Below are 23511 nucleotides of genomic sequence, written 5' to 3'. Positions count from 1 at the left end.
ATGACACGAACGCACTTCTCCCGCCGAATCGCATTGGGAGCGCTCACTATCGGCGCGGTGGCCGCCGTCGGCATTGCCGGCGCCCCGAGCGCGCTCGCCGCCGTTCATCAGGATTTGCCGCAGGTCTCGGCGCAGCAACAGCGCGCCGCTGTCTCCGCGGCGTCGACACCTGGCGCGCGTGCCCTGCTCACGACCGCGACACGGGATGCCGCAACCCGGCGCCACACCGCGATGCCGCACACCCCGGCCACGATCGGGACGCACGGCACGCCGGTCTACGCACTGTCCGCGAGCTTCGTGCGCGGACAGTCCGAAACCGTCGGGCAGCTCTGGTATGTCGCAACATCCGCCTCCACCGGAGCCGGCCCGATGACACTCTTCACCGCACCCGACAAGACCGGGGCCTGGCAGGCGGTGAACGTCGCCTCGGGCAACACCGAGGCACGGATGGCCGCGGCCGCGCACGGCGGTTCACTGCTGCTCGAACCGCAGGTCAACGCCTGGTATGCCGTGACGGCCGACCGGATCAAGCCGCTGAACTCTGCCGCGAAGAAGGTCGTCGGTCCGGCCGCGGTGTCGGTCGCGTCATACCAGCACATCGTGCAGAGCCGGTATGCCGACAAGCAATCGGGTAGCGCCTACGCAAAGCGTGGAACGGCAGGTGGTTTCAGCGCTTCAGCCACCACGCCGGGTGGGGCCACGCAGGGCGGCATGTCTGGTCACGGCATCGGCCTCGTGGCCGGTGGCGTGCTGGTAGCGGGTGCCGCGGGCCTCGGCCTCAAGCGCCGTCGTCGGGCCTGAGCGCACGTCGTGGTCCGGCGCGTCAGACGCGCCGGGCCTCGGCTGTGCTCTCGACCAGCGACTCCCAGCAGGACCAGGCGTTTTCGTCGCCGTCGTCGTGTGCCTGTGCGACCAGCAGTCGGCCGGTGCTGAGCAGATGCCGTCGCATCTCGGCGGCGGCACGCTCCTGGTCGCCCGCACTGATCGCGTCAACGATCGGCTCGTGCTCCGCGAGGATCTCGTGACGCGACCTGGATCGGCCCGCAGTCGATGCCCCGATCAACCGGGTCGTGTCGCGCAGGCCCGCGATCAGTCCGGTCAGCCGTCCGTTGCCGGCACGATCGAGGATCGCGGCATGCAGTTGCTCGTCAGCTGCATCGAATCCGGCCGCATCCGCCCTCGCGGCCGCCCGCATCTCGGCCAGGTGCCGGCGCAATTCTGCTGCGACAGCGGCGGATCCGGCATTCGCCGCCCGTGCCGCCGCGGCCGGCTCCAGAGCGATCCGCAGGGCGAAGATCTCCGCGATGTCCTGACCGGTGGGCCGCACCGGCCGAAAGCCGCGTTGGGGCACGAACTCGACGAGACCGGCCTCGGCGAGACGCAACAGCCCTTCGCGCACCGGGCTGCGCGACATCCCGAGTCGCTCCGCCATCTGCGGCACCGAGTGGAACCTGTCCCTGCCGATCGTGCCGTCGTGCAGCCAGCCGCGGATTCGCGCGGCTGCGTCGTCCGCCATCGTCATGGGTAACATGTTACCCATGCCGTTGACCTCCGCACTGCGCGCCGCCGGGCTCGAAGCACGCGATGACGACACCACCCGCGCGATCTACAGCTCGGACGCGTCCCTCTACCGCGTGCCGCCACTCGCGGTCGCGTTCCCGCGCTCCGCCGAGGAACTGGCAAGTGCGTATGCCGTGGCGCGCGAGGCCGGCGTTCCACTGACGACGCGTGGCGCGGGCACGTCCGTGGCGGGCAACGCGGTCGGCCCCGGACTGGTCGTCGACACCTCCCGCCACCTGAACCGGATCCTCGAGATCGACCCCGAAGCGCGCGCCGCGCGAGTGCAGCCGGGCGTCATACAGGAGCAGTTGCAGCGCACTGCCGCGCCATACGGGCTGCGCTTCGGGCCTGACCCGTCGACATCCACCCGGTGCACCATCGGCGGGATGATCGGCAACAACGCCTGCGGCTCGCGCAGTCTGGGTTACGGCCGGACGGTCGACAATGTGCTCGCACTGCGCGGATTCTTCGGCACGACAAGCGAATTCGCCGTCAGCAGCGGGTATGACGACCCGACACCCACCCAGGAAGCCACCGCACTGCGCGCTCTCGCACAGGGCGACCTCGCGCACATTCGGACGCAGTTCGGCCGGTTCGGCCGACAGGTGTCCGGCTATTCGCTGGAACACCTGCTGCCCGAGCGCGGCGCGGACGTCACCCGCTTCCTCGTCGGCTCCGAGGGCACGCTCGCAGTGGTCACCGAAGCGACCGTCCGGCTGGTTCCCGACCCGAAGCATCGCCGGATGATCGCACTCGGCTTCACCGACATCGTCGCTGCAGGCGTCGCGTCCCCCGCGGTGCTCGAACACAACCCGACCGCGTGCGAGGGGTTGGATGCTCGCCTCATCGACGTCTTGCGCAACCGGCGAGGCGATGCCGCCGTGCCGGAGCTGCCGCGCGGCGGCGCCTGGCTCTTCGTCGAGGTCAGCGGCGACGACCTCGCCGAGGTCGATGCCCGAGCAACCGCCGTCGCCGCGGATCCCGCTTTGGGCGCTGTAGATTCGCGGGTCGTTGGCTCTGCCGCCGAGACGGCAGCGCTGTGGCGGATCCGGGCCGACGGCGCAGGGTTGGCCGGCCGATCACCGGCTGGTGAGCCTGCCTGGCCGGGCTGGGAGGACGCGGCGGTGCCGCCGGACAAACTCGGCGACTACCTGCGCGACTTCGACGAGCTGGTCACGTCGCACGGCCTCACCAGCGCGCCGTTCGGGCACTTCGGCGACGGTTGCATGCACGTGCGGCTTGACCTACCGCTGCAACGCCCCGACGCGCGAAAGGTGTTGCGGTCCTTCATGACCGACGCCGCGGTGCTCGTCGGTCGGTATGGCGGCTCGCTCTCCGGGGAACACGGCGACGGGCGAGCACGCAGCGAGCTACTCCCGCACATGTATGACGCAACCTCCATCGCGCTCTTCGGCAAGGCAAAACAGATCTGCGATCCCGAAAACCTGCTCAGCCCAGGCATTCTCGTCAATCCCGCGCCGATCGATGCGGACCTGCGGTTCCCCACGCCGCGCGCCCCGGCGGTTCGAACGAAGCACGCGCGGTCTCGATACGGCTCGCCCTTGGGGGCTCGTCTACTCGACCACCTTGGGAACCCGCTCGCCCCGCGCGCACGCCCGTCGAGTGCCAAGACAAGCTGGTCGAGTAGGGCGAGGAACGAGCCCGTATCGAGACCCGCCAACGGCCTCGCGCTCTCCTGGGCAGCCGACGACGGCGACTTCAGCCAATCGGTGCACCGCTGCACCGGCGTCGGCAAGTGCCGCGCCGACAACACAGGCTCCGGCGGGGTCATGTGCCCGTCATACCTGGCGACGAAGGAGGAGAAGGACTCCACCCGCGGGCGGGCTCGCGCACTGCAGGAGATGATCAACGGCTCTGTCGTGCAATCGGATTGGCGTGCACCCGAAGTGCACGAGGCCCTCGACCTGTGCCTGTCCTGCAAGGGCTGCCTGTCCGACTGCCCCACTGGGGTCGACATGGCCTCGATGAAGTCCGAGGTGCTGCACCAGGCGTATGCCGGCCGGCGTCGCCCGATCTCGCACTACACGCTCGGCCGGTTGCCACAGTGGTTGCGGCTCGCCCGTCGCACCCCGCGGATCGCCAGACTGACAATGCGTTTCGGCGACAAGATCGGCTTCGGCAAGCGGCTGGCCGGCGTCGATGCACGCCGCTCGATCCCTGTCATCGCGAAGGCCTCGTTCGCGCAATGGGCGAGCAAGCACGACCTGCATCCCTATGCCTCGGGTGCTGTTGAGCAACCTGCCCTGCTGTGGGTGGACACCTTCACCGACCAGTTCACACCGGAGATCGGCGAGGCGATGGTCAGCGTGCTGCGCGACGCCGGCTATCAGCCGGTGCTGCCGCCCCGGTCGGTGTGCTGTGGCCTGACCTTGATCTCAACGGGTCAGTTGGATGCCGCGAAAAGCACTCTCAGCACACTGGTTTCGACACTGGCTCCGGCCGCCGCCGACGGTGTGCCGATCGTCGGTGTCGAGCCGTCCTGCACCGCGGTGCTGCGCCACGACCTACTGGAACTGTTGCCGGGCAACGAAGAAGCCACGCAGGTCGCACACGCCACCGTCACCCTGGCCGAGCTGTTGACGCGCACAGACGGCTGGCAGCCACCGAAGCTAGCGGGCACCCGGGTCATCGCCCAGCCGCACTGTCACCACCACGCGGTGATGTCGTGGACCGCCGACGCGGCACTACTGAAAGCGGCCGGCGCCGACGTCGTCCAGATCGGTGGATGCTGTGGCCTGGCAGGCAATTTCGGCGTCGAGCAAGGTCACTACGACGTGTCGGTCGCCGTCGCGGAGACCAACCTGCTGCCCGCGGTGCGCGATGCTCAGCCCGGTGACGTCATCCTCGCGGACGGCTTCTCCTGTCGCACGCAGCTGCAGGACCTGGCTGGCACTGACGCCATACACCTGGCGCAGTTGCTTGCCCGTTGACGGTCACATCCGCATGCCGCTGCCGCCCACCGCAAAGCCGTGCGGGCGCAACTGCACACCCGGGATAGCCGTGTTGAAGTCGATCTGGAAGCGGGGATCTTCAGTCAGCTCATGTGCGGTCCGGCCCCCGGGCCAGCCGGTAGCCGTCAAGCAGCCGCGGGTGGCTGGGGTCGGTGATGTCGAACATCGCCACGCCGCTGGCCCGGCCAGGACTCACGTAGGGAACGAAGAGGCGCGTGCCGTCGGCCGACAAGGCGCCATACGTACACAGTGTGTGACCGATGCTGGTCCACAGCATCCTCGGCGGTGGCATCATGCTGCTCGGGCCGTGGCAGCTGTTCACCGGCTCGACGCGGCGAATGATGCGCGGACACAAAGTGATTGGCCGCACGTATGCCGTCATCGTCGCGGCCAGCATGATCGCCGCCGCCATCTACGTGGTGCGCACGCCCTGGACCGACGTCTTCAGCGGACCAGTCTTCGCCGTCGGGCTCTGGGGATTCTGGGTCGGTGTCGTTGTCAGCCTGACGCTCGGCATCATGGCGATCCGGCTCGGCTGGTCGCTGGTCCTGGGCTTCGACCACTTTTCGGCGTCTGGACCATCGGCGCGACGATCGGTGCCCGCACGATCGATCGCCGCCCGGTCGTGCCGGGGATGCGCAAGGTCTGGGTCTCCGAGGGCGCGATGACCTCCTGCGGTCTCGCGGCATTCGCGGTGATCGACCGGGAGTTGCGGCGTGCGGCCAAGCTTCCGCCGCGCGGTTATGCCGAGAGTGCAGCGGAGCGCACTCTCGGCATCACCGGAACGGTATGGCGTGCCGGCGTCAGCCCCAGACCAGCGCCTTCGCCGGGTCCTCGAGAAGTGCCGCGATGTCGGCCAGGAAGCGCGAGCCCAGGTCGCCGTCGATCAACCGGTGGTCGAAGGACAGGCCGAGCTGCGTGACCTGACGCGGCACGATCTGGTCGACGCCGTGTTCGTCGGTCACAACCCAGGGCATCTTGCGGATCGCGCCGAAGCACAGGATCGCCGACTCGCCGGGGTTGATGATCGGGGTGCCGGTGTCGACGCCGAAGACTCCGACATTGGTGATGGTGATCGTGCCGCCGGACATGTCGGCAGGCTGCGTGCGACCTTCGCGCGCGGTCCCGACCAGCGCGCCGAGCGCCTCGCCGAGCTCACGCATTGACAGCCGGTCGGCATCCTTGATGTTCGGGACGACCAGGCCACGTGGCGTCGCGGCTGCGATGCCGAGGTTGACGTAGTGCTTGACGACAATCTCCTGTGCCGCCTCGTCCCAGGTCGCATTGACCTCCGGATTGCGTTTGATCGCAACGCAAAGGGCCTTGGCGAGCACCAGTAGCGGTGTCACCTTCAGGTCGCGGAAGTCGCGATCGCCCTTGAGCCGCTCGACCAGCTCCATGGTGCGCGTCATGTCGATCGTGATGAACTCGGTCACGTGCGGCGCGGTGAACGCCGACCCGACCATCGCCTGCGCGGTCATCTTGCGGACGCCCTTGACCGGGATGCGGGTCTCACGTGCGCCGTCGTATGGCGCCGCAGCCGCCGCCGGAGCCGCAGCCCCACCACCGGCAACGAAGGCCTCGACATCGGCTCGACTGATCACACCGTCGTCCCGAGTCGACTGCACCAGCGACAGGTCGATGCCGTTGTCCTTGGCGAACTTTCGCACCGGAGGCTTGGCGAGCACCTTCCCTTCGGAACGGCTTGGGGTGGCGCCAGCCTGACGCGATCGGGTCGGGGCCGGGGCGTCCTCGCGCGGGATCGGCGCGTTGGGCAGCGCGTCCGTCGCGACGTGCACGTGCAGGTCCGGAGCCGGCAGTGGCTCGTGGCTGCTCGGGCCGCGGTCGCCCTCGAACGCACGGCGAGCGCGGCGTTTGGTAGCGCCTTCGACGGCGCCATACCCGACCAGGTTCGCGACTCGCTCGCCCGAATCTTCTGCGGCGGCAGCGGGTTTGGAGTCGGGGGCGGTGGCTGGCGCATCGTCCTCGGCACCGGCGACCTCGATCGATACGATCGCCGCGCCGACCTCGACGGTGGCGCCCTCCGCGACGAGCAACTCGACGACGGTGCCCTCCCACGGGATCGGCAACTCCACCAGGGACTTGGCGGTCTCGATCTCGACGACGACGTCATTGACCTTGACCGTGTCGCCCGCCTTGATCTTCCAGGTGACGATGTCGGCCTCGACCAGACCCTCACCGGGGTCGGGCAGCTTGAACTGCTTCACGCCCATGTTTGCGATCTCCTTAGAAACTGAGCGCTTGGTCGACGCTGTCGAGGATCCGGTCCAAGTCGGGCAGGAAGTCCTCTTCGTAGCGGGACGGCGGGTAGGGGATGTTGTAGCCACCGACGCGTATCACCGGCGCCTCCAACGAGTAGAAGCATTCACGCTGAACCTGGGCTGCCAGCTCGGCACCCATGCCGAGGAAGGTCGACGCCTCGTGCACCACGACGCAACGCCCGGTCTTCTTGACCGACGTGAAGATCGTCTCGGTGTCCAACGGTGAAAGTGACCGCAGGTCAATGACTTCCAGCGACTTGCCCTCACCGTGAGCCGCGGCCGCGGCGTCGAGGCAGGTCTTGACCATCGGGCCGTAGGCCAGCACCGTCACGTCGTCACCCGGGCGAGCGACCCGCGCGCTGTGCAGCGGCAACGGCGCACCCGCGGCTTCGTCGAGCTCGACCTCGGCGCGCTCGTGGTAGCGACGCTTCGGTTCGTAGAACATCACCGGATCGTCGGAGGCGATCGCCTGCTGGATCATCCAGTAGGCGTCGGCCGGGTCGGCGCAGCTAACGGTGCGCAGGCCGGCGGTGTGGGCGAAGTAGGCCTCGTTGGACTCCGAGTGGTGCTCGACAGCACCGATGCCGCCGCCGAACGGCACGCGAATGACCATGGGCAGCTTCAGGTGGCCGAGCGACCGGGCGTGCATCTTGGAGACCTGGCTGATGATCTGGTCGAACGCCGGGTAGATGAATCCGTCGAACTGGATCTCCACCACGGGCCGGTAGCCGCGCAGCGCCAGACCGATCGCCGTGCCGACGATGCCCGCCTCGGCCAGCGGGGTGTCGATGACCCGGTCCTCACCGAAGTCCTTCTGCAGGCCCTCGGTGATCCGGAAGACGCCGCCGAGCTTGCCGACGTCCTCGCCCATGAGCACGACCTTCGGGTCGTCCTCCATCGCCTTGCGCATCCCGGCGTTCAATCCCTTGGCGAGAGACAGCTTTTGAGCAGTCATCAGTTGCTCCCCTCCGAGGCGAAGGACTCGTGGTAGGCCATGAACTCCGCCTTCTCGCGCTCCACCACGGGGTGCGGGTCGACATAGATGTCGTCGAACATCGCCGGTTTGGGCGGGTCCGGCATCTCCTGGCAGGCCTTCCGGATGCGAGCCGCGAGCTCGTCGGCCTCCTTGTCGACCGCGTCGAAGAACGCGTCGTCGGCGTGACCCTTGCTCGCCAGGAAGCCGCGCATCCGAGCGATGGGGTCCTTCTCCCGCCAGATGTCGACCTCGGCCGCGATGCGGTATTTGGTCGGGTCGTCCGACGTGGTGTGTGCGCCCATCCGGTAGGTGAACGCCTCGATCAGCGTAGGACCCTGGCCGGCGCGGGCGGCGTCCAGGGCGGCCTTCGTCACGGCATACACAGCAAGGACGTCGTTGCCGTCGACCCGCACGCCGGGGAAGCCGAAGCCACGTGCGCGCTGGTATGGCGGGATCCGGAACTGCTTGTAGTTGGGCTCGCTGATCGCCCACTGGTTGTTCTGCACGAAGAAGACCATCGGCGCGTTCGCGACACCCGCGAAGACCAGCGCCTCGTTGTAGTCACCCTGCGCGGTGCCGCCGTCGCCGGTGAACGCCATCACCGCGGTGTCCCGGTCGGCGTCGCCGGTGCCGACGGCGCCGTCGCGCTGGACACCCATCGCGTAACCGGTCGCGTGCAGCATCTGGTTGCCGATGACGATCGTGTAGAGGTGGAAGTTGTTCTCGTTGCTGTCCCAGCCGCCGTGGTTGACCCCACGAAAGAGGCCGAGCAGGTTCTCCGGCGGCACGCCCTTGCACCACGCGACTCCATGCTCGCGGTAACCCGGGAACGCGTAATCCTGCGGGCGCATCGCGCGACCGGCGCCAACCTGTGCGGCTTCCTGGCCGAGCAGCGAGGGCCACAGGCCGAGCTCGCCCTGCCGCTGCAACGCGTGACCTTCGGCGTCGATCCGGCGCACCAGCACCAGATCGCGGTACATCGAGCGGCCGTCCTCGGGAGTCATGTCTTCGACGATCTGCGCGTAGTCCGCGTTCGCCTCGCTCGTCGGCAGGCGGTTGCCGTCACCGTCGACGAACTGCACCATGTCGGGGCCGCCATCGGTGATGTCGTGCTCCATCGGACCTGTCACCACCGTCTCGTGATGTCTCACGGGGCCGGGCGTCACCGGCGCCGAATCCATTGCGTCGTCGGGCATGGGTTCTCCTTCTCGGGCGGCCGCGGGCTGGGTATGCCGCGACGTGTCATGCACCCGCGCCGGGGTCACCGGACTGGGCGCGCAGCGGCTGCGACATACGACTGGAAAAGGTGTCCGAGAGGTATGACGCGGCTCACATTGCCTTACGCCGGAAGGGTACCCGCGGAATCCGAGACCGACGAATCCGGAGCGCTACCCACGAGTAGCGAGGTCTCGATACGGGCTCGCCTAGCGGCTCGCCCTACTCGACCAGCTTTTGGCGACTTCGAGCAGGCGGTCGGTGGCCTCGACCTCGCCGATGCTGCACCGCACACCGTCGCCGGCGAACGGACGCACGACGACGCCCGCGGCCTCGGCCGCTGCCGCGAAGTCGAGGGTCTTGTCACCCAGCGGCAACCAGACGAAATTGGCCTGCGTGTCCGGGACGGGATAGCCGAGGTCGCGCAGCCCGATCAGCATCCGGTCACGCTCCGCGACGAGCGCCTGCACCCGCTCGTCGAGCTCGTCGTATGCCGCCAGACTGGCGATCGCGGCCTGCTGCGCGACGTGCGAGACGCCGAACGGCACGGCCGCCGTCCGCAGCGCCGACGCAACCTGCTCGTGCGCGATGCAGTAGCCGACACGTAGCCCGGCGAGACCGTAGGCCTTCGAAAACGTCCGCAGCACAGCGACATTCGGCCGCGAGCGCCATACGGCCAAGGCGTTGGCCGCGTCGGTGTCACGGTTGAACTCCAGGTAGGCCTCATCGAGCACCACCAGCACGTCGGACGGCACCCGGTCGAGGAACTCCTCGAGCTCGGCCGCCCGCACCGCCGGACCGGTCGGGTTGTTGGGGCTGCACACGATGACCAGCCGGGTGCAGTCGGTGATCGCGTCGGCCATCGCAGACAGGTCGTGTCGCGACTCGCCGTCCAACGGCACCTGTACGCCGGTCGCGCCGGACAGGCCCACGACGATCGGGTAGGCCTCGAAGGAGCGCCACGCGTAGACGACCTCGTCGCCGGCCTCGCAGGTAATCTGCAGCAGCGTGCCGAGCAGACCCACGCTGCCCGTGCCAGTGGCGACCTCATCGGCGTGCACGCCGAAATGCTTCGCGATCGCGTCGCGCAGCGCGACCGTGCCCATGTCGGGGTAGCGGTTCATCGTCAGCATCGCGTCCTGCACGACCTGGAGCACGGACGGCAGCGGCGGGTACGGGTTCTCGTTGCTACTGATCTTGTATGTCGTCCGACCCGGCTCTTCGGCCGCCGGTTTGCCGGCGACATAGCGGGGGATCGAGTCGAGCGTCGCGCGCAACCGGACGGTGCGCTCGGGTGTGGCCTCAGTCATGCGGGGTCCCCGCGAAGTATTCGGAGGAGCGAAGCGGGGGAGAAACTTAGTGGGGTGCTCATGGTCGCCACTGTATGCCGAGGCACGGGAGCGTTTCAGATCGCTCTCGTTCCGATGGCATGCCAAGGTGGGCACATGAAGAACTTCCTGATCAAGTCCGGTATCAACGCCGTTGCCCTGTGGATCGCGGCCATTGTCGTGCCCGGCATCACCTTGGCTCAGGGCGACAAGTCGACCGGCTCCAAGGTGTTGACCATCATCGTTGTTGCGATCATCTTCGGCCTGATCAACGCGGTCGTGAAGCCGATCGCGCACTTCTTCTCGTTCCCACTCATCGTGCTGACGCTCGGCCTGTTCACATTCGTCGTCAATGCGCTGATGCTGCAGATCCTGTCGTGGCTGTCGGACCCGCTGAACCTCGCGTTCCACGTCGACCACTTCTTCTGGGCGGCCATCCTCGGCGCGCTGGTCGTGTCGTTCGTCAGCATGCTGATCAACATGCTCTTGCCCGACAAGCTCGAACAGCACTGAGTCCCTTCATTGAGCGGCATACCAACGCATTGACCGGCGTACCAAATCGAGCAGATTCCGTACGCCGGTCAATGCGGAGGTATGCCGGTCAATCAGAAGTTGGGCGGGCGGCCGTCCTCCAGGTAGACCGGTCCTGACCCGGCGTCGAGTGCGGCGACCGCTTGCTGCGCGACGCGCACGGTGTATTCGGCCGCGTGCTCGGCGAGTTCCGTGTCATCACACCAGTGCACGGCACGGATCTCCCGCGGCTCCAGCTGTATGGCGTTCAGCTGCTCCGCCGGCACCGACACGTCGAAGACGAACAGCGTCGCGTCGTCCCAGCCCCTCCAGGCGGGCAACCAGCTGACCGCGGCGAGCGACCGGACCTTCGCGGTGACGCCCAACTCCTCCCGCAGCTCGCGGACGACCGCTGCCGCCGGCGATTCGAGCGGATCGACAACTCCGCCGGGCAGATCCCAAGGCTTCTTGTAGACCAGCTCGCAAACCAGCAGCCGGCCCAGTTCGTCCCGGACCAGGGCCTGCGCGATGGTGCGCTTGGTGGGCAGCGAGCTGTTCAACCAGGCCGTGAAGGCGTCTCGGCTGCCCGGGGCCGGATCGCCCGCGAGACGGCCGAGCAGCACCGCGTCGACGCCCTCCCGGAATTCACGCAGCACCCCTTCGGTGCGCAGCCCGGCCAGCGCCGCCGAACGCAGCGCCGGACGGTTGGTGCGGGCGACATACGCCTCGACGCGTCGTAGCCCGAGGTCGGTGAAGCCGTGCTCCACCACCGCTCGCAGCGCACCCGCCGCCAGGCCGCGACCGCGCGACTCCGGGCGCAGCTGCCAGGCGAGTTGCCCTGCGCCGTCACGGTGTTCGGGCAGCCGGAGCGCGACCAGGCCGGCGCGCTCGGCCCCGTCGTCGACCGCAAAAACGTGCACACCGTCGTCGCGCACCCAGGCCGGCACATCGCGTTCCAGCTGGGGCGGCGCGTCGGACATGAGGCGGCGCAACTCACGGCCGTCGCCGAGGATCGGTGCGTGGTGCGGCGCCTGCGTCATACCGGCCAGCCTTCCAGATCTTCCAAAACGCGTTGTGCCCCCATCCGCCGAATGGCGAGTGGGGGCACAACGTGGAGTGCTGGTGCGGCGCGCGATCAGCCCGTGACCGGAAGGGTCGTGGTGGTCGGTGTCGGCGTCGGCGGCTCCGTGGTGGGAGGCGGCGTCGTCGGCGCGGTGGTCGGCGGGTTGGTCGTCGTCGAGCTCGGCGGGTTCGTGCCCGTGGAAGTCGGCGGGTTCGTCGTCGACGTGGAAGTCGGCGGCGCGGTGGTCGGCGGAGTGGTCGTCGGCGGAGTGCTCGTCGGCGGAGTGCTCGTCGGAGCCGCCGCGCAGTCCGCGCCGGCCAGCGCGACGTGGGTGCCATCGAGGCCCGGCGCGAAGTTGATGTACGCCCCGGCAGTGTGGCCCGCAACCTTCGTCGAGGCGAAGGTCACGGTGCCCTGGGCGTTCTTCAGACCGGTGAATGTCGCCAGCGGGACGGAGCCGCCGGTGTGGACGCCGGTAGCACCGCCGCCGGCCACCAGGACGCTCGGCTTGCCGGCCACACAGGTGGTCTTGACCGTGACGGTCGCACCGCCGGCAGCAAGCTTGAACGTGCCCGATCCCGCGCTGGCGGTGCCGGAGAACTCGTAGCCGTAGGGATCGGCGTAGGCGCCGGTGGTCCAGCCCGACGCCTGGCCGCTCGTCCCGTCCGCCCAGGCCACGCCGTAGAACGTGTCGCCGGCAGCCGCCGAACTGGCCGTGCCTGTTGCAATCAGCCCCGAAGCAGCAGCGACACCTGCTACCAGTGAAGCCCCGAACAACGCAGTGTTGCGTTTCATGGTCTTGCTCCCCTTCAATTCATCTATTCGAAAAGTACGTTGCCCGGTGGTGCGGGCCAGTGCCGGGCACCTGCCCGCACCACCGGATCGAAGTCAGATCGTCGTCGCGAACGTCACTTACCGAAGGACGTCAGGAAGCTACCGCTGGGCTCGCCCAGACCGGTCACGTTGTCCCAGCCGGTCGTCACCCGCAGCGAGTCGGACGGCTGCGCCAGACCCTCGAGCACGAAGTGTCCGTTCTTGGTCTGCCCGAACACCATGCCGTACTTGCCGGCCGTGGCCGCCTTGACGTCGGTGATGTTCGTGGTGCCCTTCAGCTTGTAGAAGTAGGGCGCTGCGTTACCGACCTTGCGACCGGTCAGTGCCTTGGACGACGCGACCAGAGCGGCAACAAGCGGCGAGGACTGGCTGGTGCCGCCACTTGTCGTGACGTGACTGCCGTCGAAGGTCAGCCCGAGACCGGTCGCCGGGTCGGCGATCGCGCTCACGTCCGGGATGGTCCGCTTGGTGGTCGAACCGGTGACGACGCCCTTCTGCCAAGCCGGCTGGGAGTAGTCACTGCTCACACCGCCACCAGCGCCGACCGAGTTGCCGAAGAACGGGTAGCGGGTGATGCCACTCGTGCTGGACGCGGAGGGCTGATCCCACAGGCTGGTCGACCAGCCCACGGTGAACTGCCGAGCGCCCGCCGAGTTCAGCGCAGCGGCGGTGCCGCCCACCGCGGTGAAGAACGGCGAGGTGGCCGGGTAGCTGGGCTCCTCGGCCCGCTGGGAGCGGTGCCGCCCTCCTTGATGCTGCCGTCGCCCATGTCACCACTGCTGGCAAAGAGGCTGATGCCGGTCACCGACGCGCGCGCGGCGGTGCGGTCGAACTGCTGCTTGAAGCTCTTGCTCTGGCCGGACTCGTCGCCGCCCCAGGACATCGAGATGGTGCTCACCGTGTGCTGGGTGACTGCCTTGTTGAAGATGCTCAACAGTGCGGAGTCGGTCGAGTCGGAGGCGCCGTAGTAGGTGATCGTCGACTTCGGGGACATGTAGTGCGACGTCTGGACGTCCATGTCCTGCTCGCCGTAGTCCGGGTTGAGGCAGGCGCTGCCCTTGGCTTTGCTCTCCGGGGCCGACTGGTTGTTGTAGGTGCCGAGCAGCGGGTACTTGTAGTAGCCGGAGATCGCGTTGGCCTTGGACTTCGCGGCCGCGTCGGAGCACCACAGCAGGATGCCGATATTGGACTTGGCGGTCGACGCCTTACCGGCGTTGTAGAGCTTCACGGCCTGCTGCGGGCTGTAACCGCACAACATGTTCGAGGTGCTGGGGAACTTCAAAGCGCTGACTGCGACGTGCTGGCCCCAGTAGTTGGAGCACTCGTTCGAGGTCGCCGCAGCTGTCGCCTTGGCACCCGGCATCGCACGGGAGTTGGAGAACGGCGAGTTCGTGTGCTGCGTGGAACGCGGGGCCGACGTCAACGAACGCTGCGGACCGAAGGTGTCGATCGGACCGGTGTGGCGCGAGCTGACGGTGGTCAGGCCGGCGACGTTGAGGACGCCGAGCGACTTCGGCAGCTGCGGGTCGATGTTAGGCGCAAGGCCGGTGTTCGATCCGAGTGCGACACGCTCCATCTTCAGCGAGAACGCCTTGTTGACCGTGCGGACCGGCGCGGCCACCGTCACGACACCGCTGGCGGCGTCCTTGGATGTGACCTTCAGGCCCTGACCCTTCGCCCAGTCCGAGACCTTCTTCAGCGAGGACGGCGATGCACCGAACAGACTCTTGTACTGAGCAGGCGAGATCACGGTGCCCTTGGCGAGCAAGGAGTCGAGCAACGCCTGGTTGCGCAGCGGCACGGCGATCGACAGATCGACGTTGGCGCTGCTGTTTGCGACACCCAGGGTGCGCAGGTTCGAGTGGTCCGGCAAGGCGGTGCGACCAGAGTTGGTCAACCGCACCTTGTCGTTGCCCTGGCCGGCGGCGTGCGCCATACCGGCACCTGCCCCTGCCATTGCAATTGCCGTGGTCAACGCGACGGCACCCGCCGCGACATGACGACGCTTCATCAATTTCCTCCCGTTTGAATTTTGGTCCTGTTTCCGAGGCCTGAGGGGACTGTCGGACCGGAGCTCGAGGTGTGGCGCGGGTAACACAGTACCCAAGAACACCTTCTAGGGAACTTACTCACCAGTATCCAGAATGTGACGGCTCTCACGACCCGGTGAATTCAGGCCGTGATGTCGACCGGCGTACCTGTCGGCAACTTCGCGAACATCTTCAGCGCCGCGGCCGGGACCCGGATGCAGCCGTGTGAGACCTTGCCCTCGCGGCCCTGTTTCGTCGGCCAGCCGTGCACGGCGACGGTGCCCGGCCCGCCGCCATACGAGTCAAGAGTGTCGGAGTGTGCCCCGAGGGCGTAGATCACCGGCGAGAACGATTGGTTCGGGTCTACGAACCCGCTCAACAAGAAGGTCTGGCCGACCGGCGTCGGCGTCGTGGCCTTGCCCTGGCCGACGTCCCAGGTCCCGCGGGACTTGCCGTCATACGTGATCGTGAGCGTGCCCTTGGACAAGGAAACCTGCACCGCCCATTTGGTCTTCGCGCGGTTCAGGCCGGCTTCCGGGATCCAGACGGTGGCGCCGTTGGGGCGGGCCGGCAGGCGCACCTGCGCCCAGCCGCGCTCGGTACGCAGCACCGGCAACCAGGTCGTGCTGCCAATCTGCGACTTCGGGATCATGGTGACCGGGTCTGCCCCCGGCTTGGCGAAGCCCGGCATCGCCTTGTCGACTCGTATGGCAAGACCCCCGCTGGCACTCGTCAGATCGATCGGCGCCTTGGGCACCTTGCCCTCGGTCTCGGCCACCGGCAACGTGTCGAGCACCGACTGCGGCACGTTCGGGACGGGTATGTCGGGGAGGCGCGACGTGGCGTGCGGCGCGGCCGAGCTGGTCGTCGCAGCAGCCACCGGCGGCTTGTCGTCGCCACCGCCGAACACCTTCACGCCGATGAAGACCACGAGGGCGACCACCAGGAAGCCGACGACGACCCCCGCCACCGACGTCCCCACCTGACGCATTGATTTGCTCGCACCGACGCGGTGTTTGCCTGGTTCGGTCACAACCTGTGCTTTCTATCGAGCAGCGAGAGCGGTGCAGAGTTGACTTCCGGCATTCTGCATCGGTTCCGCGCGAATCGCCGAATCAGTGTTGTGGTCACCATCGGTTGTCCAAATACTGATCGATTGGTCAGTAATTCATCGAGAAGTCTCCCGCGACAGCTTTCACGGTGGCAGGCTGGCCGCATGGAAGGAACGGATCACGTGCTGACCATGTGGCGCGAGGACCGCGCATCGGCCGCTCAGGAGATCGAGTTGGTCGATGTCGGCGTGTATGACGACGGGCGCGGCCACGCCCGCACCCGCATGCAGTTGCGCGAGCACCAGGTCAACGGACACGACATCGCCCACGGCGGGCACATCTTCCTGCTGGCCGACTCGACGTTCGCCCTCGCGTGCAACGCGAGCGGGCACACGACGGTCGCCTCCGGTGGGGAGATCTCGTTCGTGACGGTCGGCCGGCTCGGCGACGTGCTGGTCGCGGAGGCGAGCGAGCGGGTGACCTACGGCCGGTCGGGCATCACCGACGTGACGGTCAGCCGCGAGTCCGACGGCGCAGTGATCGCAGAGTTTCGTGGCAGATCGAGGAGGCTTCGTTGATGACTGGGGCAGAGTTGGACGCCGCCGAGAAGTGGTCGGTGGACGAGTTGCGAGCGCACCAGCTACAGCGCCTGCAGGAGACGGTCGCGGCGGCATACAAGAACGTCCCGCATTACCGGAATGCGTTGGATTCCAGTGGAGTTCACCCCGGCGACATCAGAGATTTGGCAGATGTGCGGCTGCTGCCCTTCACCGGCAAGGCTGACCTGCGAGACAACTACCCCTTCGGCATGTTCGCGGTGCCGCGGTCGCAGGTCGTGCGGGTGCACGCTTCGAGCGGCACCACCGGTTTGCCGACTGTGGTCGGCTACACCCAGCAGGACATCGACACCTGGGCCGACCTCGTGGCCAGGTCACTGCGCGCCGCAGGGGTGCGACCGGGCGACGTCTGCCACGTCGCTTACGGCTACGGCCTTTTCACCGGCGGGCTCGGTGCCCACTACGGAGCCGAGCGGCTGGGCTGCACCGTCATACCGATGTCCGGCGGGCAGACCGCGAAGCAGGTGCAACTACTGCGTGACTTCGGCGCCCGCGCCATCATGGTGACGCCGTCATATTTCCTGTCGATCCTCGACGAGATGACCACGCAAGGCATCGACCCGCGCGAACTGCCTCTGCAGGTAGGCGTTTTCGGCGCCGAGCCATGGACCGACGCGATGCGGTCCGAGATCGAGCAACGTGCCGGCATCGATGCGGTCGACATCTACGGGCTCTCCGAGGTGATGGGTCCGGGCGTCGCGATGGAGTGCGCGGCGACCAAGGATGGCCCGACGATCTGGGAGGACCACTTCCTGCCGGAGATCGTCGACCCGGTCACCGGTGAGCCGGTCGCCGACGGCGAGGAGGGCGAGCTCGTCTTCACCGCGCTCACCAAGCAAGCGATGCCGGTTTTGCGCTACCGCACCCGCGATCTGACGCGGTTGCTGCCCGGCACCGCGCGGCCGGCATTCCGGCGGATGGCCAAGATCACCGGCCGGAGCGACGATCTGATGATCATCCGCGGCGTCAACGTCTTCCCCACCCAGATCGAGGAGCTGGCGCTCGGGTATGACGGGCTCTCGCCATACTTCCAGTGTGTGCTGACCCGGCCCGGACGACTTGACGAGCTGACCGTGAATGTCGAAGCAGCAGAAGGTTTTACGAGTGACCAGTGGGCACAGGTCGAAGCTGACCTGGCTCGCGACATCAAGGACCGGATCGGCACCTCTGCCAAGGTCACGGTCCTCCCGGTCGGTGGCATCGAGCGCTCTGTCGGCAAGGCCCGCCGGATCGTGGACAACCGCCCGCAGTAGCGACACTGGCGGATCGAGTAGGCACGAGGCACGAGGGCCGTATCGAGACCCGGGACCTCGAGACGCTCCCCCGCTTCGCTCCTCCGCTCCTCGGCCGCCTCAGAGGGGGCGGATGCGTTCCAGTTGGTCCAGGAAGTGATCGACGGCGGCGGCGTCATACCCACCGCGGCCAGCACGGGCCATGTGGAACTGCGCGGACTTGATGTCCGGCAGCGACTCGCCGTTGCCCATGGCGCGCAGCACGTTGTCCAGGAAATCGTCGACCTGATCCGTCTCGTATGCCGAGCCGAAACGCGTTGACTGGAAGGTGATCTCGCGCACCCACACCTGTTGCTGCCGCGACCAGTTGAGTCGGCCGTTCTCTGGCGCGGTGGCCTCGGCGCTGTCGACGTCATTGACCTCGTGCCGGATGTTGAGCTGGCGTTGCCACTCGGCGATGTTGTCGAAGAGCGCCGTGACGGACTCGGGCGAGTAGCCCTCCCGAAAACGCGCGCTGCGCAGGCCCACGGTGCCGATCGCCGGCACGGGTTGCTGCGCCCGCATCAACGACACGACACGATCGAGCTGACGTTGTACGTCGGCCATGACGTATCCGCCCCGAGGCTGAGTGGTCAGCATCGGTTTCTCAACACGGGCAATATGATCGGCTGTCCACAGGGTCCTCACCACGGGCTCCATCCTTGCACCGTAGCCTGAGTCATCATGCGAGTACTTGTCTCCGGCGGTGCCGGCTACATCGGATCCCACACAGTCCTGGCCCTGCTCGAAAACGGCCACGACGTCGTCATCGTCGACGACTTCGCCAACAGCAAGCCGACGGTGCTCGGTCGGCTGGAAGCGTTGTCGGGCAAGACCATCCCGTTACACGCCTTCGACCTGACCGACGCGGACAAGACCGAGCACCTCTTCAGCCAGGAGCATTTCGACGCGGTCGTCCACTTCGCGGGTCTCAAGGCGGTCGGCGAAAGCGTCACCAAACCGCTGGACTACTACCGCAACAACCTCGACAGCACGTTCTCGCTGTTGCGCGCGATGACCCGGCATGGTGTGGACAAGCTGGTCTTCTCGTCGTCCGCGACGGTGTATGGCGACAACGCCCCCGTGCCCTATCACGAGGATTACGAACCGCTTTCGGCCTCCTCGCCATACGGACGCACGAAGGTGATGATCGAGCGCGTGCTGACCGACGTCGCCTCGATCACCGATGGTTTCCGTGTCGCGTTGCTGCGCTACTTCAACCCGGTCGGCGCGCACCCGTCAGGCCAAATCGGCGAGGATCCGCAGGGTATCCCCAACAATCTGATGCCGTTCATCGCCCAGGTCGCGGTCGGCCGGCGGGACAAGCTGACCGTATTCGGAGACGACTACCCGACCAAGGACGGCACCTGCGAGCGCGACTACATCCACGTGATGGACCTCGCCGCCGGGCACGTCGCGGCGCTGGAGCACCTGCCGACGATGGGCGCGCCGGTCCGAGCCTTCAATCTCGGCACGGGACAAGGCACTTCGGTGTTGGAGCTGCTGCACGCCTTCGAGCGGGCGGTCGGGCACGAGTTGCCCCACGAAGTCGGCGCACGGCGCGCGGGTGACCTGCCGGCATACTGGGGCGACCCGACCCGCGCACACACCGAACTCGACTGGCACGCCACGCTTTCCATCGACGACATGTGTGCCGACACCTGGCGCTGGCAGTCGCAGAACCCGAGCGGGTTCCCGGAGGGCAAGTAGAGGTCTCGATACGGGCTCGTTCCTCGCCCTACTCGACCACCTTGGGGGACGGGCTCGTTCCTCGCCCTCCTCGACGACCTTGGGGTGCGGCGGTCAGTGGTGGGCCAGGTGCTGATGCGCCTCGAGGTACCGCTCGCACTGACCGTGCGTGCCGGGCCCGAAGGCGACTCGCCAGTCCAGTGGGATGCGGTTGGTGCACGACCAGATGATGAGTCGGCCGACACGACCTTCCACGACGAAATAGAGCTCTGTGCTGGACGCCTTCTGGTGTGCGTCCGGGTTGCCGGACATGGCATTCCCTCCCAGTCCTTCCAAGCCCCCGAGCATCATGCTCGTGAGACCAGTGTGACGCAGGAGACCGCCATACCGCTGCATATTTCTGGACACTTTCGCAACTGGTCGGAACCACACCGCGCATTCGTCGCGTCCACCAACCGACAATCAACGAAGGAGTTCAGTCATGCGCCGTCGCGTTCCGCACCTCGTCACTGTGAGTGCCCTTGCCACCGTGATCGCTGCTGGCGGTGGTGCACTGGCCGTAACTCCAGCTAGTGCCGCAACCACGACCAGCAGCTTGTCGCCGACGCACGCGAACCTCGACAAATACACGTCGCAGCAGCTGACGTGGAGCGTCAGCCTGTGCCCGCAAGAGGTCCGCGAGCTCGGCAAGGCAGCGAAGCGTTCGGAGTGTGCACGCGTCACCGCTCCGAAGGACTACTCGCACCCGGGCAAGGGGGACATCAAACTGATGGTCACCCGGACCGCGTCCGAGCAGTCCGGCACGTCCGAGCGCGTCGTCTTCACCAACCCTGGCGGGCCGGGTGGGCCGGCCGCACGCTTCTCCGTCGTCGTCGCCGCGCTCTCCCCGCTCGGTCGCACCGAGGCCGTTGTCGGCGTCGACCCGCGCGGCACCGGGGAGAGCACCCCGGTCAGTTGCGATCCGCCGCAGACGAAGGTCCGCGACAGCCACCAGCTGACCGACGCGAATGTGACGGCTCTCCAGACGGCGGTCAAGGCATCCGTCGACAAGTGCGTCGCGCAGCACGGCGACTACCTGCCCTACATCAACACCGACAACACTGCCCGGGACCAGGACCTTGTTCGCCAGCTGCTCGGCGTGAAAACCATTGACTACTATGGCGTCTCGGCCGGCACCTGGCTTGGCGCGCATTATGCGACGCTCTTCCCGGAGCACGTCGGGCGCTTCGTGCTCGACAGCAACACCGCCTTCACCAAGGACTTCCAGGCCAGCTTCGGCTACCAGCCGATGGGCTTCCAGCGGCGCTTCTCGACACAGTTCGAGCCGTGGGCCGCCCGGCACAACGACACCTACGACATCGGCTCGACCGCCGCCGAGGTGGAGGCCACCCACACCCGGGTGCGCAAGGCCGCCGCCGAGGGCAAGCTCGGCTTCTTCTCCGCCAACGTCGTCGACAACGTGCTGACACAGCAGATGTACTCCAACAAGGGCTTGGAGACCGCGGCGAAATTCCTCGGCTACCTCGATGACGCCCGGGACGGGAACAAGATCGCGCTCTACCAGGCGTTCGCGCTGCTCAGCTCGGGCTCGGACAGCTACACCGACAACCGGGAAAGCACGACGTTCATGGCCACCACGTGCAACGACACGTCGTGGAACAAGAACCAGAGCTACTACGTCGGGCGGGCGCGAAGCCTCGGCCCGAAATATCCCCTGCTGGGTTATGGGCAGGTCGTCAACCAGTGCGCGTACTGGCCCTACCAGGCGACCAACAGCAAGGTCGACCTCTCCAACTCGCCGAAGATCCTCATGGTCGACACCACCCTCGACCCGGCAACGCCCTACGAAGGTGCTGCCGCCGCGCACGAGGCATCACCCAACACCGTGCTTCTGACGGTCAACAACCAGGGCAACCACGGTGCCGTCCTCGGCAGCAAGAACACCTGCGTCACCGATGCGGCATACGGATTCCTGATGAATGGCGCACTGATCAAACAGGATTCGGTCTGCCAGGGTGTCCCTCTGCCCGGTGATGACAAGGTCTATCCGACCGGCAAGCAGGTCGCCGGCCCGAAGCCGAGCCTGGGCGACTCGCAGAAGACGACCCCGAAGCACAAGGCGGATGACCTCGGCGACATCCTGCTGAACCTGCTGGAAAAGCTGGTCGGCGACATCTTCGGCGGACCGCATTCGTAACGCGGGTCGAGTGCCGTGAGGTACGAGCGGCGTATCGAGACCGAGTCCAGTTCGGTCTCGATACGCTCCTTCGTCGCTACTCGACCAGCTTGACGGTCTTACATCTGGTCGGGGGACTCGATGCCGAGCAGGCTAAGTCCCTTGACCAGGACCTTGCGGGTCAGGGAGCACAGGGCCAGGCGGCTGTCGCGGACCGCGGCGTCCTCGGCCTTCAGCACCGGGCAGTGCTCGTAGAACGCCGTGAACGTCGTCGCCAGGTCATAGAGGTATGACGCAAGCCGGTGCGGCTCGAGGGACTCGCCGACCTCGGCGACGACTCCACCGAAGTCCAACAACCGCAACGCAAGTGCGCGTTCGGCAGGCTCCGCCAGAACGACCTGTCCGGCGAACTCGACCCCATCCGCACGGGACAGGATCGAGCGGATACGCGCGGTTGCGTATTGCAGGTAGGGCCCGGTGTTGCCCTGCAACGCGAGCATCCGGTCCAGGTCGAACGTGTAGCCCGAGTCATGCGACACCGACAGGTCGGCGTATTTGATCGAACCGATCCCGACCTGGTGGGCGATCGTCGCGCGCTCCTCGTCGGACAAGTCCGGGCGCGACTCCGCGACGACCTGCGCGGCGCGTTCCAACGCCGAATCCACCAGGAATTGCAACGAGATCAGGTCGCCGGACCGAGTGCGCAAGATCTTGCCGTCGGGGCCGACGACGTTGCCGATCTGCACGTGGATCGGCTCGGTGCCCTTGATCCAGCCGGCCTTGTCAGCGGCCGACCAGACCATCCGGAAGTGCAGGTTCTGCGGCGCGCCCACGACATACAGCGCCCGGTCGGCGTGCAGGTCGAGTGACCGGTGCCGGATGGTCGCCAGATCCGTTGTCGCATAGCCATATCCGCCGTCCGATTTGCGGATGATGAGCGGCACCGGCTTGTCGTCGCGTCCGATGAACTCGTCCTGGAAGACACACAGCGCGCCATCGCTCATGACCGCAATGCCCTTGGCCTCCAACGTGTCGCAGATCTCGGCGAGCTCGTCGTTGTATGACGACTCCCCGGATGTCGTCGTCCGTGAGCAACACGCCGAGCTCGCGATAGACCTTGTTGAGGTAGACCTTCGACAGCTCCATGATCTCGTGCCACAACCGCAGGCTCTCGGCGTCGCCTCCCTGCAGCGTCGCGACCCGCTTGCGAGCGCGGATCGCAAAGTCTCCCCCGCCGCCATTGTCCGACGCGTCGAACTTGGCGCGCGCGGCACGGTAGAACGTGTTGGGGTCGCTCTCCAGCAGTTTCGCGTTGTCGCTGTCCTCGCCGACCTCGAGCAGGTGCTCGATCAGCATGCCGAACGCAGTGCCCCAGTCGCCCAGGTGATTCTGCCGGATGACGTCATGTCCGAGCGCCTCCAGGGTGCGCACCAGCGAGTCGCCGACGACCGCGCTGCGCAGGTGGGCGACGTGCATCTCCTTGGCTGCGTTGACCGAGGAGTAGTCGATCACGACGATCTCGTGCTCCGGCAGCGGTATGGCGAGCCGGTCGTCCGCCAGCTGGTGATCGGCGGCCGACGCGATCCAGTCGTTGCGCAGCGTCAGGTTGAGGAAACCGGGGCCGGCAATCTCGACCTTCGCGATCAAGCCTTCGTCGGCACCGATCTGGTCGGCGATGGCCTGCGCGATCTCCCGCGGCGGCTTGCCCAAGCGCTTGGCGAGTGCCATCGCGGCGTTGGCCTGGAAGTCGGCGTCGGTCTGCCGCTTGTTGGCCGGGCGGATCACCGGGTCCGCCTCTCGCCATTCCGGTCCGAAGGCCTCGGAGAGGGCCTGCTGGACGCGGGTGGTGAGCGCAAGACGGGGATCGGTCATGTCGCTTAGATTAAGGCGTGGCGCCAGCGCCGGACGAATCGATATCGGTGTTGTGCGGCGACTC

General features: G+C 67.1%; 22 protein-coding genes and 1 pseudogene. 8 read left to right on the top strand and 15 right to left on the bottom strand.

Translation table 11 applies throughout. The annotated features are described in order from the left end of the window. Entirely contained in the window at positions 1-801 is an 801-nt protein-coding gene (locus tag ACFQDH_RS06835) for a hypothetical protein (RefSeq protein ID WP_382399726.1), read from the top strand. A 22-nt stretch (positions 802-823) separates the two neighbouring features. Here the strand turns inward: ACFQDH_RS06835 and ACFQDH_RS06830 are convergent, their stop codons facing one another. Next, positions 824-1522 carry a GntR family transcriptional regulator gene (locus ACFQDH_RS06830; protein ID WP_382399724.1) on the bottom strand — a complete coding sequence of 233 codons (699 nt, stop codon included), beginning with the start codon at positions 1520-1522 and terminating at the stop codon, positions 824-826. Positions 1523-1538: 16 nt separating this feature from the next. Here ACFQDH_RS06830 and ACFQDH_RS06825 point away from each other — a divergent pair, with 16 nt between their 5' ends. After that, complete coding sequence (locus ACFQDH_RS06825) at positions 1539-4511, top strand: FAD-binding and (Fe-S)-binding domain-containing protein (RefSeq protein WP_382399722.1); 2973 nt, start codon at positions 1539-1541, stop codon at positions 4509-4511. A 109-nt stretch (positions 4512-4620) separates the two neighbouring features. On the opposite strand, the gene ACFQDH_RS06820 is transcribed toward ACFQDH_RS06825, so the two are convergent. After that, the gene (locus ACFQDH_RS06820; RefSeq protein WP_382399720.1) at positions 4621-4809 is read right to left on the bottom strand and encodes a hypothetical protein; all 189 of its coding nucleotides are present in this window, start codon (positions 4807-4809) and stop codon (positions 4621-4623) included. Here ACFQDH_RS06820 and ACFQDH_RS06815 point away from each other — a divergent pair. Continuing rightward, positions 4793-5200, top strand: a complete 408-nt coding sequence (locus ACFQDH_RS06815) for a hypothetical protein (protein ID WP_382399718.1) — start codon at positions 4793-4795, stop codon at positions 5198-5200. The two genes, ACFQDH_RS06820 and ACFQDH_RS06815, sit on opposite strands and share 17 nt — an antisense overlap. Before the next feature lie 135 nt (positions 5201-5335). On the opposite strand, the gene ACFQDH_RS06810 is transcribed toward ACFQDH_RS06815, so the two are convergent. From ACFQDH_RS06810 to hisC, 4 genes are all read right to left on the bottom strand, one after another. After that, on the bottom strand, positions 5336-6766 hold the full coding sequence (locus ACFQDH_RS06810) for a dihydrolipoamide acetyltransferase family protein (protein WP_382399716.1): 1431 nt from the start codon (positions 6764-6766) through the stop codon (positions 5336-5338). Positions 6767-6779: 13 nt separating this feature from the next. Then, complete coding sequence (locus ACFQDH_RS06805; protein WP_382399714.1) at positions 6780-7769, bottom strand: alpha-ketoacid dehydrogenase subunit beta; 990 nt, start codon at positions 7767-7769, stop codon at positions 6780-6782. Next, entirely contained in the window at positions 7769-8986 is a 1218-nt protein-coding gene (gene pdhA, locus ACFQDH_RS06800; protein ID WP_382399712.1) for a pyruvate dehydrogenase (acetyl-transferring) E1 component subunit alpha, read from the bottom strand. The genes ACFQDH_RS06805 and pdhA overlap by 1 nt, the downstream gene beginning before the upstream one ends. Positions 8987-9214: 228 nt before the next feature. Further along, positions 9215-10315, bottom strand: coding sequence for a histidinol-phosphate transaminase (gene hisC / locus ACFQDH_RS06795; protein WP_382399710.1), 1101 nt, complete (start codon positions 10313-10315; stop codon positions 9215-9217). A 135-nt stretch (positions 10316-10450) separates the two neighbouring features. On the opposite strand from hisC, the gene ACFQDH_RS06790 reads away from it, so the two are divergent. Next, the gene (locus ACFQDH_RS06790) at positions 10451-10846 is read left to right on the top strand and encodes a phage holin family protein (RefSeq protein WP_382399708.1); all 396 of its coding nucleotides are present in this window, start codon (positions 10451-10453) and stop codon (positions 10844-10846) included. A 92-nt stretch (positions 10847-10938) separates the two neighbouring features. Here the strand turns inward: ACFQDH_RS06790 and ACFQDH_RS06785 are convergent, their stop codons facing one another. The 5 genes from ACFQDH_RS06785 to ACFQDH_RS06765 all read right to left on the bottom strand — a co-directional run bounded on the left by ACFQDH_RS06785 (position 10939) and on the right by ACFQDH_RS06765 (position 15803). Then, the gene (locus ACFQDH_RS06785) at positions 10939-11883 is read right to left on the bottom strand and encodes an NUDIX hydrolase (RefSeq protein ID WP_382399706.1); all 945 of its coding nucleotides are present in this window, start codon (positions 11881-11883) and stop codon (positions 10939-10941) included. Between the two features lie 95 nt (positions 11884-11978). Then, positions 11979-12701 carry a hypothetical protein gene (locus ACFQDH_RS06780; protein ID WP_382399704.1) on the bottom strand — a complete coding sequence of 241 codons (723 nt, stop codon included), beginning with the start codon at positions 12699-12701 and terminating at the stop codon, positions 11979-11981. A gap of 113 nt (positions 12702-12814) precedes the next feature. Then, positions 12815-13420, bottom strand: a complete 606-nt coding sequence (locus ACFQDH_RS06775; RefSeq protein WP_382399702.1) for a S8/S53 family peptidase — start codon at positions 13418-13420, stop codon at positions 12815-12817. Continuing rightward, positions 13396-14751 carry a protease pro-enzyme activation domain-containing protein gene (locus ACFQDH_RS06770; RefSeq protein ID WP_382399700.1) on the bottom strand — a complete coding sequence of 452 codons (1356 nt, stop codon included), beginning with the start codon at positions 14749-14751 and terminating at the stop codon, positions 13396-13398. The genes ACFQDH_RS06775 and ACFQDH_RS06770 overlap by 25 nt, the downstream gene beginning before the upstream one ends. Positions 14752-14912: 161 nt before the next feature. Then, complete coding sequence (locus ACFQDH_RS06765) at positions 14913-15803, bottom strand: L,D-transpeptidase (protein WP_382399698.1); 891 nt, start codon at positions 15801-15803, stop codon at positions 14913-14915. Positions 15804-15986: 183 nt separating this feature from the next. Between ACFQDH_RS06765 and paaI the strand changes: the two genes are divergently transcribed. Next, a complete protein-coding gene (paaI, locus tag ACFQDH_RS06760; protein ID WP_382399696.1) occupies positions 15987-16400 on the top strand; it encodes a hydroxyphenylacetyl-CoA thioesterase PaaI in 414 nt (137 codons plus the stop codon). Then, positions 16400-17692: a phenylacetate--CoA ligase PaaK gene (gene paaK / locus ACFQDH_RS06755; RefSeq protein WP_382399694.1), complete on the top strand. Its 1293-nt coding sequence runs from the start codon at positions 16400-16402 to the stop codon at positions 17690-17692. The genes paaI and paaK overlap by 1 nt, the downstream gene beginning before the upstream one ends. 99 nt (positions 17693-17791) lie before the next feature. Here paaK and ACFQDH_RS06750 read toward each other — a convergent pair whose 3' ends face one another. Further along, the gene (locus tag ACFQDH_RS06750; RefSeq protein ID WP_382399692.1) at positions 17792-18277 is read right to left on the bottom strand and encodes a DivIVA domain-containing protein; all 486 of its coding nucleotides are present in this window, start codon (positions 18275-18277) and stop codon (positions 17792-17794) included. A 117-nt stretch (positions 18278-18394) separates the two neighbouring features. Between ACFQDH_RS06750 and galE the strand changes: the two genes are divergently transcribed. After that, positions 18395-19420, top strand: a complete 1026-nt coding sequence (galE, locus tag ACFQDH_RS06745; RefSeq protein WP_382399690.1) for a UDP-glucose 4-epimerase GalE — start codon at positions 18395-18397, stop codon at positions 19418-19420. A 93-nt stretch (positions 19421-19513) separates the two neighbouring features. Here the strand turns inward: galE and ACFQDH_RS06740 are convergent, their stop codons facing one another. Next, entirely contained in the window at positions 19514-19711 is a 198-nt protein-coding gene (locus ACFQDH_RS06740) for a hypothetical protein (protein ID WP_382399688.1), read from the bottom strand. A 169-nt stretch (positions 19712-19880) separates the two neighbouring features. Between ACFQDH_RS06740 and ACFQDH_RS06735 the strand changes: the two genes are divergently transcribed. Continuing rightward, entirely contained in the window at positions 19881-21596 is a 1716-nt protein-coding gene (locus tag ACFQDH_RS06735; RefSeq protein ID WP_382399686.1) for an alpha/beta hydrolase, read from the top strand. 98 nt (positions 21597-21694) lie between these two features. Here ACFQDH_RS06735 and argS (ACFQDH_RS06730) read toward each other — a convergent pair whose 3' ends face one another. Next, positions 21695-22816 (bottom strand): arginine--tRNA ligase, encoded by a 1122-nt coding sequence (gene argS, locus ACFQDH_RS06730; RefSeq protein WP_382399684.1) that lies wholly within the window; start codon positions 22814-22816, stop codon positions 21695-21697. Next, a pseudogene (gene argS, locus ACFQDH_RS06725) lies at positions 22725-23447 on the bottom strand (arginine--tRNA ligase domain-containing protein); the annotation flags it as partial. The gene argS (ACFQDH_RS06730) and the pseudogene argS (ACFQDH_RS06725), both read right to left, overlap by 92 nt. Positions 23448-23511: the final 64 nt, after the last annotated feature.

Origin of the sequence: Flexivirga alba (assembly GCF_042661025.1) — a bacterium.
GTDB classification, from domain to species: domain Bacteria; phylum Actinomycetota; class Actinomycetes; order Actinomycetales; family Dermatophilaceae; genus Flexivirga; species Flexivirga alba.
The sequence above is the reverse complement of the archived record's forward strand: the minus strand, read 5'-3'. Positions and strand labels throughout refer to the sequence as shown.

What these genes read in the sequence shown, in the direction of transcription:
- ACFQDH_RS06835 (WP_382399726.1), top strand. Translation starts at nt 1, where the DNA reads ATGACACGAACGCACTTCTCCCGCCGAATCGCATTGGGAGCGCTCACT.
- ACFQDH_RS06830 (WP_382399724.1), bottom strand. Translation starts at nt 1,522, where the DNA reads ATGACGATGGCGGACGACGCAGCCGCGCGAATCCGCGGCTGGCTGCAC.
- ACFQDH_RS06825 (WP_382399722.1), top strand. Translation starts at nt 1,539, where the DNA reads ATGCCGTTGACCTCCGCACTGCGCGCCGCCGGGCTCGAAGCACGCGAT.
- ACFQDH_RS06815 (WP_382399718.1), top strand. Translation starts at nt 4,793, where the DNA reads ATGCTGGTCCACAGCATCCTCGGCGGTGGCATCATGCTGCTCGGGCCG.
- ACFQDH_RS06820 (WP_382399720.1), bottom strand. Translation starts at nt 4,809, where the DNA reads ATGCTGTGGACCAGCATCGGTCACACACTGTGTACGTATGGCGCCTTG.
- ACFQDH_RS06810 (WP_382399716.1), bottom strand. Translation starts at nt 6,766, where the DNA reads ATGGGCGTGAAGCAGTTCAAGCTGCCCGACCCCGGTGAGGGTCTGGTC.
- ACFQDH_RS06805 (WP_382399714.1), bottom strand. Translation starts at nt 7,769, where the DNA reads ATGACTGCTCAAAAGCTGTCTCTCGCCAAGGGATTGAACGCCGGGATG.
- pdhA (WP_382399712.1), bottom strand. Translation starts at nt 8,986, where the DNA reads ATGCCCGACGACGCAATGGATTCGGCGCCGGTGACGCCCGGCCCCGTG.
- hisC (WP_382399710.1), bottom strand. Translation starts at nt 10,315, where the DNA reads ATGACTGAGGCCACACCCGAGCGCACCGTCCGGTTGCGCGCGACGCTC.
- ACFQDH_RS06790 (WP_382399708.1), top strand. Translation starts at nt 10,451, where the DNA reads ATGAAGAACTTCCTGATCAAGTCCGGTATCAACGCCGTTGCCCTGTGG.
- ACFQDH_RS06785 (WP_382399706.1), bottom strand. Translation starts at nt 11,883, where the DNA reads ATGACGCAGGCGCCGCACCACGCACCGATCCTCGGCGACGGCCGTGAG.
- ACFQDH_RS06780 (WP_382399704.1), bottom strand. Translation starts at nt 12,701, where the DNA reads ATGAAACGCAACACTGCGTTGTTCGGGGCTTCACTGGTAGCAGGTGTC.
- ACFQDH_RS06770 (WP_382399700.1), bottom strand. Translation starts at nt 14,751, where the DNA reads ATGAAGCGTCGTCATGTCGCGGCGGGTGCCGTCGCGTTGACCACGGCA.
- paaI (WP_382399696.1), top strand. Translation starts at nt 15,987, where the DNA reads ATGGAAGGAACGGATCACGTGCTGACCATGTGGCGCGAGGACCGCGCA.
- paaK (WP_382399694.1), top strand. Translation starts at nt 16,400, where the DNA reads ATGACTGGGGCAGAGTTGGACGCCGCCGAGAAGTGGTCGGTGGACGAG.
- ACFQDH_RS06750 (WP_382399692.1), bottom strand. Translation starts at nt 18,277, where the DNA reads ATGGCCGACGTACAACGTCAGCTCGATCGTGTCGTGTCGTTGATGCGG.
- galE (WP_382399690.1), top strand. Translation starts at nt 18,395, where the DNA reads ATGCGAGTACTTGTCTCCGGCGGTGCCGGCTACATCGGATCCCACACA.
- ACFQDH_RS06740 (WP_382399688.1), bottom strand. Translation starts at nt 19,711, where the DNA reads ATGTCCGGCAACCCGGACGCACACCAGAAGGCGTCCAGCACAGAGCTC.
- ACFQDH_RS06735 (WP_382399686.1), top strand. Translation starts at nt 19,881, where the DNA reads ATGCGCCGTCGCGTTCCGCACCTCGTCACTGTGAGTGCCCTTGCCACC.
- argS (WP_382399684.1), bottom strand. Translation starts at nt 22,816, where the DNA reads ATGGCGGCGGGGGAGACTTTGCGATCCGCGCTCGCAAGCGGGTCGCGA.